A 15,078-nucleotide genomic window follows, 5' to 3' on the forward strand; every position below is an offset into this window, starting at 1 on the left:
CCTCACGCGCCGATCGCCAGACCGCTCAGCGTCTGGTTATTATGCGCGGCGCGGAATTGCTCGCCATAGGTGTTGAAGCCCACGACATGGCGCGCGGCATAGAGCTGGGAAACCTCGCGCGTGATCTGGCGATTGTCGGCATCCACCCGGTTCAACACACAATCAAAGCCGATCACATGGTCGATCTCGCCCACGCGGGTCTCCACCTCGGAAAACAGGCGTTCGAGATGGGCCAGCCGGTCCACCCGCTCGCCCACGCGCAGCACGATGCCATTGTCGATGGCGCAATAGAAAGTCAGGCTGCCGTCGGGATTGGCGCTTTGCACCGCCCGGATGTGATATTCGCCGCCTGCACGCACCATGGGCGGATTGGCGGCAAAGAAAGCCGCGTCAATTTCTCCGCCCAGCAGCCCTGCGATCCGCGCATATTCCTGCGCGGCGGGGCGGGCGTTGATCTCGAACACCACCCGCGCCTGAGCGTCCGCCGAGGTCACGACCATCCGCTCCTCACGCGGGCGATAGTGGTGCGAGCAAAAAGCGTGCAAGGGCCGCGTGCTGGACAGCATCGCCACCACCGCGGCATCCTTCACAAACCGCCCATCGACCAGCACGCCCGTCTCGCGAAACACCATGCCATCGCCCGACGATCCGCCCACCATCACCGTCTCGCCCAGCGCGTCCTGAACCGTCATGGTCACCAGTTCCTCGCGGTGGGAAAGCCCGTCGACCAGAAAGATCGCGGCATGGTGCAATTGTTCGCCCAGCCGCCGCGCCGAGGCCGCCGCCTGCGCGGCCAGTTCGCGCACCGCGCGCCGCCCCTCGGCCACATCGAAATCATCCAGATCGTCGAAATGCAGCACGCTCATGGCAAAGCCGTCGGCGGGAAAACCGATAAAGACGAGGCTGTCCTCATCATAGCCGCGCTGGGTCAATTCGCCCGCGCTGGTGCAGCCGATCAACGGGAAATCGCCCAGCCGCCGCGTGAGTTCGCGCGCCAGTTCGTCCCGGTCATAGCGATGCGAGCAGAACAGCAGCGCCCCCGCCAGCGCCATCCCGCCGATCGCGCGCACCACCTCGTCCACGGCGGTCACCGGATCGCTTGCATGAGATGATACCACAGCCAAAGCCGAACGCGCCATGTGCGCCATTACCCTCTCCAACCACCGGATGCCTGTTGCCGGCATTCTCGGTTAACCCACCTTAGCCGGACTCCCCCTCAGGGCCAAGGGGGCGCGATGCGCTCGACATAGGACTTAAGGATAATAGACGGAAGATTCCGATGCCGGATGGCCCGCGAAATTGACACTTGGCAAAGACGCAGGCACCCCTGATGCGCAAAAGGCCCCGCACAAGGCCGACAGGAGGCAAAACGGGTGGTAAAGGCGCGTTACGTCATAGGCTTGGGGCTTGTGCTGGCGGCAGGTGCGGGCGTGTGGGCATGGCGCGACCGGCCTGTTGTCGTGCAGGTGGCGCAGGCACAACCGGGCACGGCCTCCGAGCAGGTCTATGCCACCGGCTATGTCGAGGCGCAGCAGCCGGTTTCAGTCTCCTCGCGCATTACGGCGCCTGTGGCAAAGGTGCTGGTGGAGGAAGGCGACCGTGTGAAACGCGGGCAGGCGCTGGTGCTGCTTTCCGATGATGAACAGCACGGATTGCTCGATCAGGCCCGCGCCCAGCAGCGCAGCGCCGAGGTGGTCGAACGGCGCAATCTGGCGCTGTTCCGCGATGGATGGGTGACGGCGGCCGCGCGCGACAATGCCACCACCACAGCCGACGCCGCCCGCGCGGCCAGCGCAACCGCGCGCGCCCGGCTAGACCAACTGGTGGTGCGCGCTAATTCCGATGGCATCGTGACCAAGCGCGATGTCTATCCCGGCGATCTGGCAACGCCCACCAAGGTGCTGTTTCAACTGGGCGATCCATCGCGCATCCGCATCACCGCCACGGTGGACGAGCGCGACATCACCCGCGTGAGGGCGGGGCAAAAGGCGCTGATGTCCTCCGATGCACTGCCCGGCGCGATCCCGGCGCATGTCTCCGAGGTGACGCCCGGCGGCGATCCCACGGTGCGCGCGTTCCGCGTCCGGCTGATGCCCGATGGGGCGGGCGCCCTGCCGATGGGGTTGACGCTGGAGGTCAATATCATCACCAGCGAGCGCAAGGCGGCAGTGCTGGTGCCGGCCACGGCGCTGACGAGTGATGGCACCCAAGTCTGGGTGGTGGCGCAGGGCAGGGCCACGCCGCGCACCATCGACAAGGGCGCGAACGGCACCGACAAGGTGGAGATTGCCCACGGATTGCGCGTGGGCGAAACCGTGATCCTGAACCCGCCCGCCGATCTGCAACCGGGCCAGCGTCTGCGTCCGGCGCAGCGCTGATGTTCGCGCGTTTTTCCCTGCTGGTCCATATCGCCTCGCGCCATCTGATCGTGCGGCGGCGGCAAACGCTGGTGGCCACCAGCGGGGTGGCGGTGGGGGTTGGGTTTTTCCTCGCCGTTTCCGCGCTGATGGTGGGCAGCCAGAATGATTTCGTGCGGCAGCTGATCGATGTCGCGCCCCATATCATCATCTCCGACGAGTTGCGCAGCCCCCCGCCCCAGCCGGGCATCGCGGCCTATCCGGGCGGCGCGGTCGAGCTGCATGGCTATCGCATCCGCAACGAGGTGCGCGGCCTGAAAGACTGGCAGCGCATTCTGGCCAGCGTCAATGCCATCCCCGGCGCGATCGGTTCGCCCAGCCTTTCGGGGGCGGTGACGCTGCGGCTGGGCGGGCGGGACGAGCCGCTGGCCATTGTCGGCATCGAACCAGGGCTGGAGGCCAAGGTCAGCTCGATCAGCGACAAGCTGCGCGCGGGGCATCTGGACGATCTGGAGCGGGTGCAGGGCGGCGTGATCATCGGCGAGGAACTGGCGCAAAGGCTGGGGCGCGGCATGGGCGATATCGTGCCCGCCACCGCCGCCAACGGCACCACGCGATCCCTGCGCATCGTCGCGCTGGTCAAAAAGGGCAACAGCCAGCTTGGCTCCTCCTCAGGCTATATGCTGCTGCGCGAGGCGCAGAGCCTGCTGGGGCGGCCCTTCATCATCAACCGGATCGGGGTGAAGCTGAGCGATCCCTATGCCGCCCAGAGCGTGGCCGCGGGGCTGGAGGCGCGCTATCGTTACAAGGCGCAAAGCTGGCAGGAGCGCAGCGCCGATTTCCTGTCCTTGCTGCTGACGCGCAATGTCATCATGTACACGGTGGTTTCGGCCATCCTGCTGGTGGCCTCTTTCGGCATCTATACCGCCGTGTCGAACAGCGTGGCCGACAAGCGGCGCGACATCGCCATCCTACGCTCGATGGGCTTTTCGCAGGGCGATCTGCAACTGGTCTTTGTGCTGGAGGGCATGGCGCTGGCGATAATCGGCATTGTGCTGGGCTGGGCGCTGGGCTTTGGCCTGATGACCATTCTGGGCAGCCTTGAATTTTCCATCGGGGGCGAGATCCAGCATATGCCGCTCGACCGTTCGCCGCGCCAATATGCGATTGCGGCGGCGGCCTCGCTGGCGGCGGGCGTACTGGCGGCATGGCTGCCCGCGCGCAAGGCCTCGCGGGTCGATCCGGTCGATATTCTGCGAGGGGCGGTCTGATGGTCGATCCGGTTCTGGTTGCCCGCCATCTGCGGCGGGAATTGCCCGGCGATCCGCCGCCCGTGCTGGTGGCGGACGCGGATCTGGCGGTGATGCCGGGGCGGTTTACCGCGATTGTCGGGCCATCGGGCTGCGGCAAATCCTCGCTGCTCTATCTCCTCGGCCTGATCGACCGGCCCACGGGGGGCGAGTTGCTGTTTGACGGGCGCGATCTGGCGCAGATGTCGGGCGATGAACGCGCGGCGATCCGGCTCGAACATTTCGGTTTCGTATTTCAGTTCCATTTCCTGCTGCCCGAATTTACCGCGCTTGAAAATGTCATGCTGCCGCTGCGCCGCCTTGGCCGCCTGTCCGCGCGTGAGGTTGAGGCGCGGGCGACCAGCCTGCTGGCCGATGTGGGCCTTGCCGAAAAAGGGTGGAAATTGCCCGAAAAGCTGTCGGGCGGGGAACGCCAGCGCGTGGCCATCGCCCGCGCTCTGGCCAACAATCCGCGCCTTGTACTGGGCGATGAACCGACAGGCAATCTCGACAGCGTCAATTCGGCCCGCGTGGTCGACATGTTTCGCGCGCTGGCCCATGAACAAGGGCGCGCGGTGGTCTGCGTGACGCATGACATGGGGATTGCCGATCTGGCCGATATTCGCGTCTCCATGCTGGACGGGCGCGTGATCGAGGTCAGGGAACAAAACCCTCCTTCGTGAAATATTGAAGAAATATCCGGGCAAACCGCCCGGCCTACCGCCCTGAAAAGCCCTGCCCCCAGGCTTGCTTCAGGAGATGCCCCATGTTGCGCTGGCTGCGCCACCTTTATGGCCGGATGGAAAATGCAATCCTTGCCCGCGGGCTGTACCGGCCCGGTCGTCTGTTGCTGGTGATGGCCGGGGTCATGGCGGCCCGCGCGCTGGGCGATGATATCTGGGCGGCCTTCAGCGGCGACAATTCCTCGATGTTTTTCCCGGCCAATGATCGCTATGCCGATTTCATCAAGGTCGCGCTGTCTTACAGCCACATTTTCACCGAAACGCTGGCCAGCAAGGCCTATCTCGACCACTGGCCCTATCTCTTCCGGCTCTATCTGCTGGACAATCCCTATGACCTTTCGGCGCATAACCTGTCGGTGCCCGACACGCAGGCCAATGTCACCAACCTGCACCTGCCGCCCTTTGCCAGCCTGCTTTACCTCTCCTGCGCGCATCTGATCGCGGCGACCAATCCGCTGGTGGCGATGGCGGTGTTCTGGGGGGGCTATATGCTGGGCGGATGGGGCGTGGCGCGGATGGCGCGGGCGCATTTCGGGGTGTCGCGGGCCTGCGGATGGTTCATCCTGTTTGCTTCGCTCGCCTGCTATCCGGTGCTGTGGATGCTCTCGCGCGGCAATCTGGCGGGGGGTTATTCGGGGCTGCTGACGCTGGGCTGGCTGGCCACGGCGGTGTCGGGGCGCAATCGGTGGGCGGGCTGGGTGATGCTGGCGCTCTCGGTCAATCTGCGGCCCGAACCGGCGCTGCTGGTGATGATCGAACTGCTGGGCTCCGGCTCGCTCTGGACGCGGTTTTCGCGCATGGCCATTCCCGGCGCGATGAGCGTGGCGCTGGCCGCAATCACCTTCCCCATCGCCCATGCGCTCTATCCGCTCTATACGCTCGACAATGTGCGGCACGGCCTGCGGATCTATCATTTCCGCTATATCGTTTCGGACATGGGCGATGAATGGAACGCCTCGCTGTTCCTGTGGGCCAAGGGCGTGCTGATGCTGATGGATGTGCGCCCGCGCTATAATGACGGCGTGGCCCAGGCGCTGGAACTATGCGGCAGCGCAGCGCTGTTGCTGGCGATCTGGGGCGCGTGGGCGCGGCAGATCGCCATGCCCGCGCTGGTGTTCCTGCTGACGGCGCTGCCCGCGATGTTCGTGCCGGTCTATTCCTATTACCACATGGTGGCTTTTGTCGCGGTGATCGCGCTGATCGTGGCCGATTTCGAGCGCCGGCCTCCCCGCCCCGGCGATGCGCGCCTGCCGCTGCTGATCGTCACCGTGCTGGTGATGTCGCCGCTGGCCGGGTCCTATTCCAATGGGCTGCTCGATAGCCTGCTGATGCTGGGCGGCACGCTCTATGTGCTGGCGCCGCTGGCGCGCGCGGCGTTCCGGGCCGGGGGCGCCTCGCCTATTTCAGCCCCAGCTTCCTGATCGCGCGCCAGCCCAGCGCCTTGGCCTTGTTCTGCTCCGGCCAGCGACCGGGGCGGCGCGGGTTCAGCCCCATCCCACGCAGCACCCCGTTAAAGGCATGGGCGGCGGCCTCGTCATAGGACCATTGCGAACGCCATGTGATCGAGAGCGAGACGGAAACCTCCGGCCCGTTCTTCACGAAATGCGGCGCCATGACCGGCACCATCAGGCCCTGTCCGGGCGCCAGCGCGAAATCGCGGCCTCCGGGCAAAAGATCATCGCTCCATTTCAATTCGCGCCCGCCGCCGGTGTGATAGACCTCATGCACGCGCGCGGGGCTATAGGCTTCCTCGGCGGCGGGAAACTGGGTCATCACCTTGCTGCCCCGGATCTGCATCAGGATATTGTGTTCCGGGTCAAAGTGGTAAGGCGTCACCGCATTGGGCGAGGAGACGAAAACGAAGCCCTGCGGGTGGTAAACCTTGCCGGTCTTGCTGGTGATCGTGCCTTCCAGCTCGCCGATCACGTCAAGCAGCAGCGCGCGATAGGCCTCATCCTCCTCCAGATGTTTGATCGCCACCCAGCAGCCCGCGCTGTCGATCTGGCGCACCGCATCGGCGGCGCTGATGGAGGGCACGGGGGGCTTGCCGGTGATGCCGATGGGCTGCTTGGCATAGGCATATTCGACATTTTTGGTCGGCAGCCGCTCGATCAGCGCGGCCAGAGATTCCAGCTCCATCAACGGATGGCCGCAAAGATTGTGCTCCATCACATGGGGCACTTCGGGATAATTGGCGGCAAAAGTTTCGAAAGCGCGCGGCGGCAAATAAGACATCGGCCATGATTCCCTTGGAGTTGCAGGCCGGTGTAAGCCCAGAATGCCAAGGAATGGCTAACGTCACTCCAGCGCGGCCTCAGGCGCCACGGCGGGATAGTCCAGCGCTTCGGCCACCGCCGCGCAGGTGATCCGCCCATCCCACACATTGAGCCCGTCCAGCAAATGCCGATTGCGGCGCAGCGCCTCGCGCCAGCCCAGATCGGCGATGGTAAGGGCATGGGGCAGCGTGGCGTTGTTCAGCGCATAAGTGCTGGTGCGCGCCACGGCGCCGGGCATATTGGCCACCGCATAATGGACGATACCATCGACGATATAGGTCGGGTCGGCATGGGTGGTGGCATGGCTGGTTTCAAAGCAGCCGCCCTGATCGATGGCCACATCGACCAGCACCGCGCCCGGCTGCATGGTGGAAAGCATGGCCCGCGTCACCAGCCGGGGCGCGGCGGCGCCCGGAACCAGCACCGCCCCGATCACCAGATCCGCGCCCGCAACGGCGGCGGCCAGATTGGCGCGGCTGGAATAAAGCGTTTTGGCCCGCGCGCCGAAATGGGTTGAAAGCCGTTCGAGCACCGAGGCGCTGCGATCAAGAATCGTCACATCGGCGCAAAGGCCCACCGCCATTTCCGCCGCGTTAAACCCCACCACGCCGCCGCCGATCACCACCACCCGCGCCGGGGCCACCCCCGGCACGCCGCCCAGCAAAACCCCGCGCCCGCCATGGGCCTTTTCCAGCGCGTTGGCCCCCGCCTGTATCGCCATACGCCCGGCCACCTGCGACATGGGCTTGAGCAAGGGCAGGCCGCCTTGGGCATCGGTGACGGTTTCATAGGCGATGCACACGGCGCGCGATTGAATGAGATCGGCGGTCTGGGCGGGATCGGGGGCCAGATGGAGATAGGTGAACAGCACCTGCCCCTCGCGCAGCATCGCCCGCTCACCCGCCTGCGGCTCCTTGACCTTGACCACCATATCGGCGCGGGCAAAGACCTCGGCAGGGGTGGCGATAATCTGCGCGCCCGCCGCCGCATAATCGGCATCGGTGGCGCCTATACCAAGGCCCGCGCCCGTCTCGACCAGCACCGTGTGGCCATGAACGGCCAGTTCGACCGCGCTCTCCGGCGTCAGGCCGACGCGGTATTCGTGGTTCTTGATCTCTTTGACAGTGCCGACGATCATGGGGCGGACTCCTTGATGGTGCGGTCTAGATGGGGAGGAGAAAGGGGAAATGCGAGGGTCTAGACCCTCGCGCTCCCATTACTGTCTGCGTTGCGCCATGGGTTCGGCGTCTTGTGTCGGACGCGATGTCCGAAGTTTGAAAGCCTGCGGCGCCTTTAGCGCAGCCTATCCGCGCAGCAGGCTTTAAAACCATGGCACAAACCACCAAGCCGCGATGTTGCACCACCCCATTAACGGGATTGCAAAGGGACAAGTCCCTTTGCCCGCCGGGGGCATAAAACCCCAGCGTTACCCCACCCCCTCCAACCACTCCGCAATCATCGCCCGCCCGGCTGCCACGGCCTTGGGCCCCAGCTCGGCATGAGCCGCGCGCAGGTCCGTCTCGGTGCCGCCCGCTTCGACCACGCTTTCGGGCCATTGCTCGATCCATGCGTCAAAGCGCGGGTCCATGCCCATTTCGGCGTGGAATTGCAGCGCGAGTATGTTGCGCCCCCGGCGAAAGGCCTGATGGTCATAGACGTGGCTGGCGGCCAGCAGTTCGACGCCTTCGGGCCGGGTGAACGTGTCGCCGTGCCAGTGCAGCACGGGCACGCCTTCGATATGGCGCAGCGGGCTGTCCTTGGCGTGGACGTGGACGGGGTGAAAGCCCACTTCCTTGCGCGGGCCGGGATAGACCTCGGCCCCCAGCGCGGCGGCCATCATCTGCGCGCCAAAGCACACGCCCAGCGTCGGGCGGTCCGCCTCCAGCCGCATGGCAAGGCGGCGCATCTGGCAGCGGATCCATGGGTGCTGTTCCTGCTCATAAACGCCCATCGGGCCGCCCATCATGATCAGCAGGTCAGGCTCGCGCAGGTCGAGCGAGGCAAAGGCGGGATCGGCCACATCGATGCGATCCACATCATATCCGGCCGCTTCGATGGGGGCGCGATAGCCCGCCACGCCCTCATAGGGGACGTGGCGGATGATAAGGGCTTTCTTCATCGTTTCTCAGGGTTCGGGCAGGAAGTCCGGCACCGAGAGATAGCGCTCACCGGTGTCATAGTTGAAGCCGAGGACGCGGCTGCCCGCGGGCAGTTCCTTGAGCTTCTGGGCGATGGCAGCCAGCGTGGCACCGCTGGAAATGCCCACAAGAATGCCTTCCTCGCGGGCCGAGCGGCGCGCCCATTCCTTGGCATCGGCCGGGTCCACCTGAATCACGCCGTCGATGGACGCTGTGTGCAGGTTGGCCGGGATGAAGCCCGCACCAATGCCCTGAATCGGGTGGGGCGCGGGCTGGCCGCCGCTGATGACGGGCGAGAGGGTGGGTTCGACCGCATAAGCCTTCAGGCCCGGCCAGACGGGTTTCAGCGCTTCGGCAACGCCGGTCAGATGGCCGCCGGTGCCCACGCCGGTGATCACTGCGTCAATGGGCGTATCGGCGAAATCGGCAAGGATTTCCTGCGCCGTGGTGCGGGCGTGAACGGCGGGGTTGGCGCCATTTTCAAACTGTTGCGGGATCCATGCGCCGGGGATTTCCGCGGCCAGTTCCTTGGCGCGCTCGATCGCGCCCTTCATGCCCTTTTCGCGCGGGGTCAGGTCAAAGCTGGCACCATAGGCCAGCATCAGGCGGCGGCGCTCGATGCTCATGCTTTCGGGCATGACCAGGATCAGCTTGTAACCCTTAACGGCGGCGACCAGCGCAAGGCCGATGCCGGTGTTGCCGCTGGTGGGCTCGATGATCGTGCCGCCCGGTGCCAGCGTGCCGTCGGCCTCGGCCGCCTCGATCATGGCCAGCGCGATGCGGTCCTTGATCGACCCGCCGGGGTTGCCGCGCTCGCTCTTTACCCAAACCTCGTGATCGGGAAACAGACGCGAGAGGCGCACATGGGGCGTGCCGCCAATGGTTGCGAGAATCGAATCGGCCTTCATCGGTCTTGCCTTTCCTCTTGCTGGCGCATTCCTGCCGCGCCTGATCTTCTGGCGCTCAAGCCATGGACCGGTTCTGATTAATCCTCAATGACAACTAATCCAGTAGAGTTTTCTTGTCGGCGCACAAATCGCGCTTTATCCCTCTGGATGAACCGGCCCCGACTTCCTATCTTGGGGCCTCCTATCCCCTTCCCCCCAATCAGGAATTATCCCCGCATGGATTATCGCCCGCTTGGCACCACCGGCCTCTCGGTCAGCGCCGTCTGCCTTGGCACCATGACCTTCGGCTCGCAGAACACCGAAGCTGAAGCGCATGAACAGATCGAGGTTGCGCTCGACCATGGCATCAATTTTCTCGACACCGCCGAGATGTATCCCGTCACCCCCACGCGCCCGGAAACCTTTGGCCGCACCGAGGAATATCTGGGCACGTGGATCGCCGGGTCGGGCAAGCGCGACAAAATCGTGCTGGCCAGCAAGGTCTCCGGCCCCTCGCGCTTCTTCCCTCTGCGCGGGGGCGACAACCGGCTCGACCGGCGCAATATCGAGGAGGCCATCGAGGGCAGCCTGAAGCGGCTCCAGACCGATTATCTCGACCTCTATCAGCTCCACTGGCCCGACCGCAGCGTGCCGATGTTCGGCGGGCGCGGCACGCAGGCGCTCACCGATGCGCCCGAGGCCGTGGCGCTGGAGGAAACCATTTCCGTGCTGGAGGATCTGGTCAAGGCGGGCAAGATCCGCGCCTTTGGCGTCTCGAACGAGACGCCATGGGGTGTGTCCGAGGCGCTGCGCCTGCACCGCGACAAGGGCCTGCCGCGCGTGGCCTCGATCCAGAACGCCTATAATCTGCTCAACCGCGTGTTCGAAGTGGGCCTGTCGGAATTTGCCCTGCGCGAAGGCGTGGGCCTGCTGGCCTATTCGCCGCTGGCCGCCGGGCATCTGTCGGGTAAATATCTGGGCGGGGTGGTGCCGCCCGGTTCGCGCGTCGATGTGGCCAAACAGTTCACCCGCTATTTCACCGTGAACCAGCAGCAGGCCGCCGCGCGCTATGTGGCCGTGGCGCAATCCTTTGGCCTGACCCCGGTGCAACTGGCGCTGGCCTTCGTCTACAGCCGTCCCTTCGTCACCAGTTCGATCATCGGGGCGACCAGTGTCGAGCAGCTTAAAACCGACATCGCCGCCAGCCTCACCCCCCTGCCGGAGGAAGCGCTGACGGCGATCAACGAAGTTTACAACCTCTATCCGGACCCCTGCCCCTGATTATAGGCCCTTAATAGCTGATATCGTAAGCCGGGGGCGGCGGTGGCACGAAATGGCCGCCATGATAGACCCACCAGGTCAAGCCCCCGGCCAACACCAACGCAATGGCAAGGCGCCACAGCGGCGCGCCCTTGGGCTGCTCCACGGGTTCTTCATAGGTCTTTTTGCCCGTCACCATCGGGGGCACCAGCCGCTCCTTCTTCGCCACGGTGTAAAAGATGACCGCGCCCAGATGGATAATCACCATCAGCACGATCAGGTTAAACCCGACCTCGTGCAGATCGGTCAGTTTTTCGGCCAGATCGGACCCCACCCAATAATTGAGCGGCCCCGAATAGGTGGCGTCAGTATCGGTGGCAAACAGGCCCAGCGTGACCTGCGCCGCCATCAGCCCCAGCAGGCCCAGCACCGAAAGCGCGCCCAGCGGATTATGGCCGATCACCGGGCCGCCATCGGCCCCGCGGCCGCTGCGCAGATAGGCCAGGATCGCGCCCGGCCCTTTTACAAAGCTGGCAAAGCGCGCGGTCTGGCTGCCCAGAAAACCCCAGATGATGCGAAAGCCCACGATGAACACCAGCGCGATGCCCAGCTTGATATGCAGGTCCATCTTGCCCGCCTTATACGTGGCCCACATCGCGGGCACGAGCAACACCACGCTCCAGTGAAACAGACGCACCGGCAGATCCCATAGCCGGATGGTCAGCGACTTGTTCTGATCCATAATGGACCCCCCATCAAAAAGGCGCCCGACCTTGGCCGGGCGCCCCAGAATTTCAGCTCAAAAGGACCGATCAGTCCTTGTTCTTGAACTTTTCATGGCAACCCTTGCAGGTGCCGCCCAGCGTGCCCATCGCCTTGCCCGCAGCGGCCAGATCGCCCGAGTCAGCGGCGGTCTTGAAACCCTTGGCAGCAGCCGAGAAATCAGCAGCGGCCTTCTTGAAACCAGCCTGATCGGTCCAGATTTCAGCCTTGGCGGCGGTCTTCACGCCGCTTTCCGCGCCGGTGCCCTTGGGGAACCAAGTGCCCAGCTTGTCGGCATAACCGGCAACGGTGGTGGCGCTGGCCTTGATGATGGCGGCGTCAGGCGTGCCCGACTTGAACGAATCGCCCGCGCCCTTCATCGCCTTGCCCATTTCCTTGAGCGACTTCTGACGCGCTTCAATGGTCTGGGCCGGAGCCGCCGCCTGAGCCGCCACGGCCACGCCCAGCGCGAGCGCGCCAATCATCATCGAAATCTTGCGCATAAATTCTCCCGATCTCTTTCGGGCACAGCGCAAAAGCCGCCCCCGACCAGCCTTAGGGGTCGCTTCTGGCCATGGTAAAGTCAAGTCTCGGAATGTCGTCAAATGTATTCAAAATGCTGATGCTCACTTGAGTTTCACCCCCGGAACGTCCTCAGGCAGGGGGATAAATTCATGCTCGCCCGGCACCGGGCCAAAGCGACCCTCGCGCCAATCCTGCTTGGCCTGTTCGATGCGGTCGGCGCGGCTGGAAACGAAATTCCAGTAAACATAGCGTTTTTCGGCAAAAGGCTCGCCCCCGATCAGGAAGATGCGGGCACCGTTCGCGCTGGAGATCACCACCTCGGCGCCGGGCTTGAAGATGATAAGCTGACTGGTGGCAAAGCTGCCCTCCTGCCCCTCGACGGCAACCTCGCCATGCACCACATAGGCGGCGCGTTCAACATGATCGGCGGCCAGACGGTAACGCCCGCCCGGGACAAGCACCAGATCACCGCAAAGCACATCGGAATAGGTCTTGACCGGCGAGACCATCCCGTCAATCTGCCCGGCGATCACCGAAAGATGGAAACCCTTGTCGCCATCGCGCGGGATGCCCCCGGCGCCATAGTGAAAGAATTCGGGCGCGGTTTCCTCATATTGCGTGGGCAGCGCCAGCCATGTCTGCAAACCGAACAGCCCGCCCTGCTGGCCGCGCAGGCCCTCTGGCGTCCGCTCGGAATGGACGATGCCCTGCCCCGCCGTCATCCAATTGACCGCGCCCGGTTCGATCACCTGCTCACTGCCCAGCGAGTCCTTGTGCATGATCGCCCCGTCCAGCAGATAGGTCAGCGTGGCAAGGCCGATATGGGGATGGGGCCGCACGTCCAGCGCCTGATCGGGGGTAAAGGCCACCGGCCCCATCTGGTCGAGGAAAATGAAAGGCCCCACCATCCGCCGCCCGGCATTGGGCAAAGCGCGGCGGACATTGAACCCATCGCCCAGATCGCGCAGGGGCGGCACGATCATCATCTCGACGGGGCTGTTGGCGGCAAAATCAGGCGTAAGATCGGTCATGGGGGCCTCTCCTTCTTTCCGGGCGCTTTATGCGGTTTCGACCAGCACGATTTCGGCATCATCCAAAGCGGTGATACGCAGATTTTCCTCATCGGCAATGGCCACGCCATCGCGGGGCTGGGCGGCAATGCCATTGACCTCGATCCGGCCGGTGGCCGACACCAGATAGGCCTTACGCTCTGCCCCAAGCGGGTAATCGACGCTCTCGCCCGCGCGGATCGTGGCGCCCAGAACGCGCCCCTGCGTGCGGATCGGCAGGGCGTCGGCATCGTCGCCATAACCGCTGGCCAGCACGACCATTTGCCCGGCGCGATCGCCGCGCGGGAATTGCTTGGCGCCCCAGCTTGGCGCGCCGCCGCGCGTGGCGGGCTGGATCCAGATCTGGAACAGCGTGGTCACCTCGTCCTCAAGGTTATATTCGGCATGGGTGATGCCCTCGCCCGCGCTCATCACCTGAACGTCGCCGGCGGCGGTACGGCCGGTGTTGCCCAGGCTGTCCTTATGCGTGATCGCCCCGGTGCGGACATAGGTGATGATTTCCATGTCGCGGTGCGGATGCGGCGGAAAGCCCGACTTGGGCGCGATCGTATCGTCGTTCCACACACGCAGAGGCCCCCACTGCATACGGGCGGGGTCGTAATAATCGGCGAAGGAAAAATGGTGATTGGCGTCCAGCCAGCCATGATTGGCATGGCCAAGGCCGGCAAAGGGGCGAAGATCGATCATCGGCTTTCTCCAGTGCGCCGCTGTATGGATACGCGGCTGTTGGGGCCAAGATAGGGATTGCGCCGCGCAAAGAAATGGCAATGATGGAAAAGCATCGGTGAAAGGATTTTACCAATGAGCTTGCCGGATCTTGAGGCATGGGCGATCTTTGCCAAGGTGGTCGAGCATGGATCGTTTGCCGGGGCGGCGGGGGCCTTGGGCCTGTCCAAACCCACCGTGTCCAAGGCGATGACGCGGCTGGAAATGCGACTTGGCGTGCCGCTGCTGCATCGCACCTCGCGCCGCCTTGCGCTGACCGAGAGCGGCAAGGGTGTGCTGGACCGCGCACGCCGCATCCTGTCCGATGGCGAGGCCGCCGAGGCCGAGGCCAGCGCGCAAGGGCTCACCCCGCGCGGCACCGTGCGCCTTGCCGTGCCGATGAGTTTCGGCCTGCGCCATGTCGCGCCGATCCTGCCGGAATTCATGGCGGCCTATCCGCAGGTTTACGTCGATCTCGATCTGTCGGATGCGCTGGTCGATGTGGTGGGGGGCGGGCATGACGTGGTGCTGCGCATCGCGGGGCTGGAGGATAGCTCGCTGCGCGCGCGTCGCCTGTGCAAAGTGCGCCGACCGCTGGTGGCCAGCCCCGGCTTTCTGGCCGCCCATGGCGCACCGGAGCACCCGCGCGATCTGGCCGCCCTGCCCGCGCTGCTCTACTCCAATCTGGCCACGCCGGGGGTGTGGCGGTTTTCGCATGTTTCGCAGGGCGACTATATCGTCACCGTCGAAAGCCGCCTCTCGGCCAACAATGCCGATGCCCTCACCCCCGCGCTGCTGGCGGGCAAGGGCATGGCGCTCCAGCCCGACTTCATGGTCTGGGAACATCTCTCCAGCGGGGCTCTGGTCGAAGTCCTGCCCGAATGGCGCATCCCCGATATTGCGCTGCATCTGGTCACACCGCCGGGCAGCTTGCGGCCTGCGCGGGTGGTGGCGTTGATCGAGTTTCTGGCCGGGAGGCTGGCGGGGGCGGAGTGGGCCAGGGATTGAAGGGGGTAAGGGTTTAGATGCGAGGGTCCAGACCCTCGCGCTTCCGTTACTGCCTGCG

The 15,078-nt window shown here is 64.8% G+C and carries 15 protein-coding genes; 6 read left to right on the forward strand and 9 right to left on the reverse strand.

Annotation, left to right across the window (positions count from 1 at the left end):
• Nucleotides 1–2: 2 nt before the first annotated feature.
• The gene (locus FHW96_RS11055; RefSeq protein WP_371815696.1) at nucleotides 3–1,139 is read right to left on the reverse strand and encodes an FIST N-terminal domain-containing protein; all 1,137 of its coding nucleotides are present in this window, start codon (nucleotides 1,137–1,139) and stop codon (nucleotides 3–5) included.
• Nucleotides 1,140–1,373: 234 nt separating this feature from the next.
• Here FHW96_RS11055 and FHW96_RS11060 point away from each other — a divergent pair, with 234 nt between their 5' ends.
• The 4 genes from FHW96_RS11060 to FHW96_RS11075 all read left to right on the forward strand — a co-directional run bounded on the left by FHW96_RS11060 (nucleotide 1,374) and on the right by FHW96_RS11075 (nucleotide 5,810).
• Nucleotides 1,374–2,378 carry an efflux RND transporter periplasmic adaptor subunit gene (locus FHW96_RS11060; RefSeq protein WP_172340631.1) on the forward strand — a complete coding sequence of 335 codons (1,005 nt, stop codon included), beginning with the start codon at nucleotides 1,374–1,376 and terminating at the stop codon, nucleotides 2,376–2,378.
• Nucleotides 2,378–3,628 (forward strand): ABC transporter permease, encoded by a 1,251-nt coding sequence (locus tag FHW96_RS11065; RefSeq protein WP_172340632.1) that lies wholly within the window; start codon nucleotides 2,378–2,380, stop codon nucleotides 3,626–3,628. Before FHW96_RS11060 ends, FHW96_RS11065 begins: the two co-directional genes overlap by 1 nt.
• On the forward strand, nucleotides 3,628–4,329 hold the full coding sequence (locus tag FHW96_RS11070) for an ABC transporter ATP-binding protein (RefSeq protein WP_172340633.1): 702 nt from the start codon (nucleotides 3,628–3,630) through the stop codon (nucleotides 4,327–4,329). The genes FHW96_RS11065 and FHW96_RS11070 overlap by 1 nt, the downstream gene beginning before the upstream one ends.
• Nucleotides 4,330–4,412: 83 nt before the next feature.
• Nucleotides 4,413–5,810 carry a hypothetical protein gene (locus FHW96_RS11075; RefSeq protein WP_172340634.1) on the forward strand — a complete coding sequence of 466 codons (1,398 nt, stop codon included), beginning with the start codon at nucleotides 4,413–4,415 and terminating at the stop codon, nucleotides 5,808–5,810.
• On the opposite strand, the gene FHW96_RS11080 is transcribed toward FHW96_RS11075, so the two are convergent.
• From FHW96_RS11080 to cysK, 4 genes are all read right to left on the reverse strand, one after another.
• Nucleotides 5,788–6,624: a transcriptional regulator gene (locus tag FHW96_RS11080; RefSeq protein ID WP_172340635.1), complete on the reverse strand. Its 837-nt coding sequence runs from the start codon at nucleotides 6,622–6,624 to the stop codon at nucleotides 5,788–5,790. The two genes, FHW96_RS11075 and FHW96_RS11080, sit on opposite strands and share 23 nt — an antisense overlap.
• Nucleotides 6,625–6,687: 63 nt before the next feature.
• Nucleotides 6,688–7,803: an alanine dehydrogenase gene (gene ald / locus FHW96_RS11085; protein WP_172340636.1), complete on the reverse strand. Its 1,116-nt coding sequence runs from the start codon at nucleotides 7,801–7,803 to the stop codon at nucleotides 6,688–6,690.
• A gap of 288 nt (nucleotides 7,804–8,091) precedes the next feature.
• The gene (locus FHW96_RS11090; RefSeq protein ID WP_172340637.1) at nucleotides 8,092–8,784 is read right to left on the reverse strand and encodes a glutamine amidotransferase; all 693 of its coding nucleotides are present in this window, start codon (nucleotides 8,782–8,784) and stop codon (nucleotides 8,092–8,094) included.
• A gap of 6 nt (nucleotides 8,785–8,790) precedes the next feature.
• Nucleotides 8,791–9,711, reverse strand: a complete 921-nt coding sequence (gene cysK, locus FHW96_RS11095) for a cysteine synthase A (protein WP_172340638.1) — start codon at nucleotides 9,709–9,711, stop codon at nucleotides 8,791–8,793.
• 216 nt (nucleotides 9,712–9,927) lie between these two features.
• Here cysK and FHW96_RS11100 point away from each other — a divergent pair, with 216 nt between their 5' ends.
• Nucleotides 9,928–10,971 (forward strand): aldo/keto reductase, encoded by a 1,044-nt coding sequence (locus FHW96_RS11100; RefSeq protein ID WP_172340639.1) that lies wholly within the window; start codon nucleotides 9,928–9,930, stop codon nucleotides 10,969–10,971.
• Nucleotides 10,972–10,981: 10 nt separating this feature from the next.
• Here the strand turns inward: FHW96_RS11100 and FHW96_RS11105 are convergent, their stop codons facing one another.
• The 4 genes from FHW96_RS11105 to FHW96_RS11120 form a co-directional block, all read right to left on the reverse strand.
• Nucleotides 10,982–11,692, reverse strand: a complete 711-nt coding sequence (locus FHW96_RS11105) for a cytochrome b/b6 domain-containing protein (protein WP_172340640.1) — start codon at nucleotides 11,690–11,692, stop codon at nucleotides 10,982–10,984.
• Nucleotides 11,693–11,762: 70 nt separating this feature from the next.
• Entirely contained in the window at nucleotides 11,763–12,215 is a 453-nt protein-coding gene (locus tag FHW96_RS11110; RefSeq protein ID WP_172340641.1) for a cytochrome c, read from the reverse strand.
• 123 nt (nucleotides 12,216–12,338) lie between these two features.
• On the reverse strand, nucleotides 12,339–13,268 hold the full coding sequence (locus FHW96_RS11115; RefSeq protein WP_172340642.1) for a pirin family protein: 930 nt from the start codon (nucleotides 13,266–13,268) through the stop codon (nucleotides 12,339–12,341).
• A gap of 27 nt (nucleotides 13,269–13,295) precedes the next feature.
• On the reverse strand, nucleotides 13,296–13,994 hold the full coding sequence (locus tag FHW96_RS11120) for a pirin family protein (protein WP_172340643.1): 699 nt from the start codon (nucleotides 13,992–13,994) through the stop codon (nucleotides 13,296–13,298).
• A 114-nt stretch (nucleotides 13,995–14,108) separates the two neighbouring features.
• On the opposite strand from FHW96_RS11120, the gene FHW96_RS11125 reads away from it, so the two are divergent.
• Complete coding sequence (locus FHW96_RS11125; RefSeq protein ID WP_172340644.1) at nucleotides 14,109–15,020, forward strand: LysR family transcriptional regulator; 912 nt, start codon at nucleotides 14,109–14,111, stop codon at nucleotides 15,018–15,020.
• Nucleotides 15,021–15,078 lie beyond the last annotated feature (58 nt).

The organism is Novosphingobium sp. SG751A (assembly GCF_013149295.1).
Classification (GTDB): Bacteria; Pseudomonadota; Alphaproteobacteria; order Sphingomonadales; family Sphingomonadaceae; genus Novosphingobium.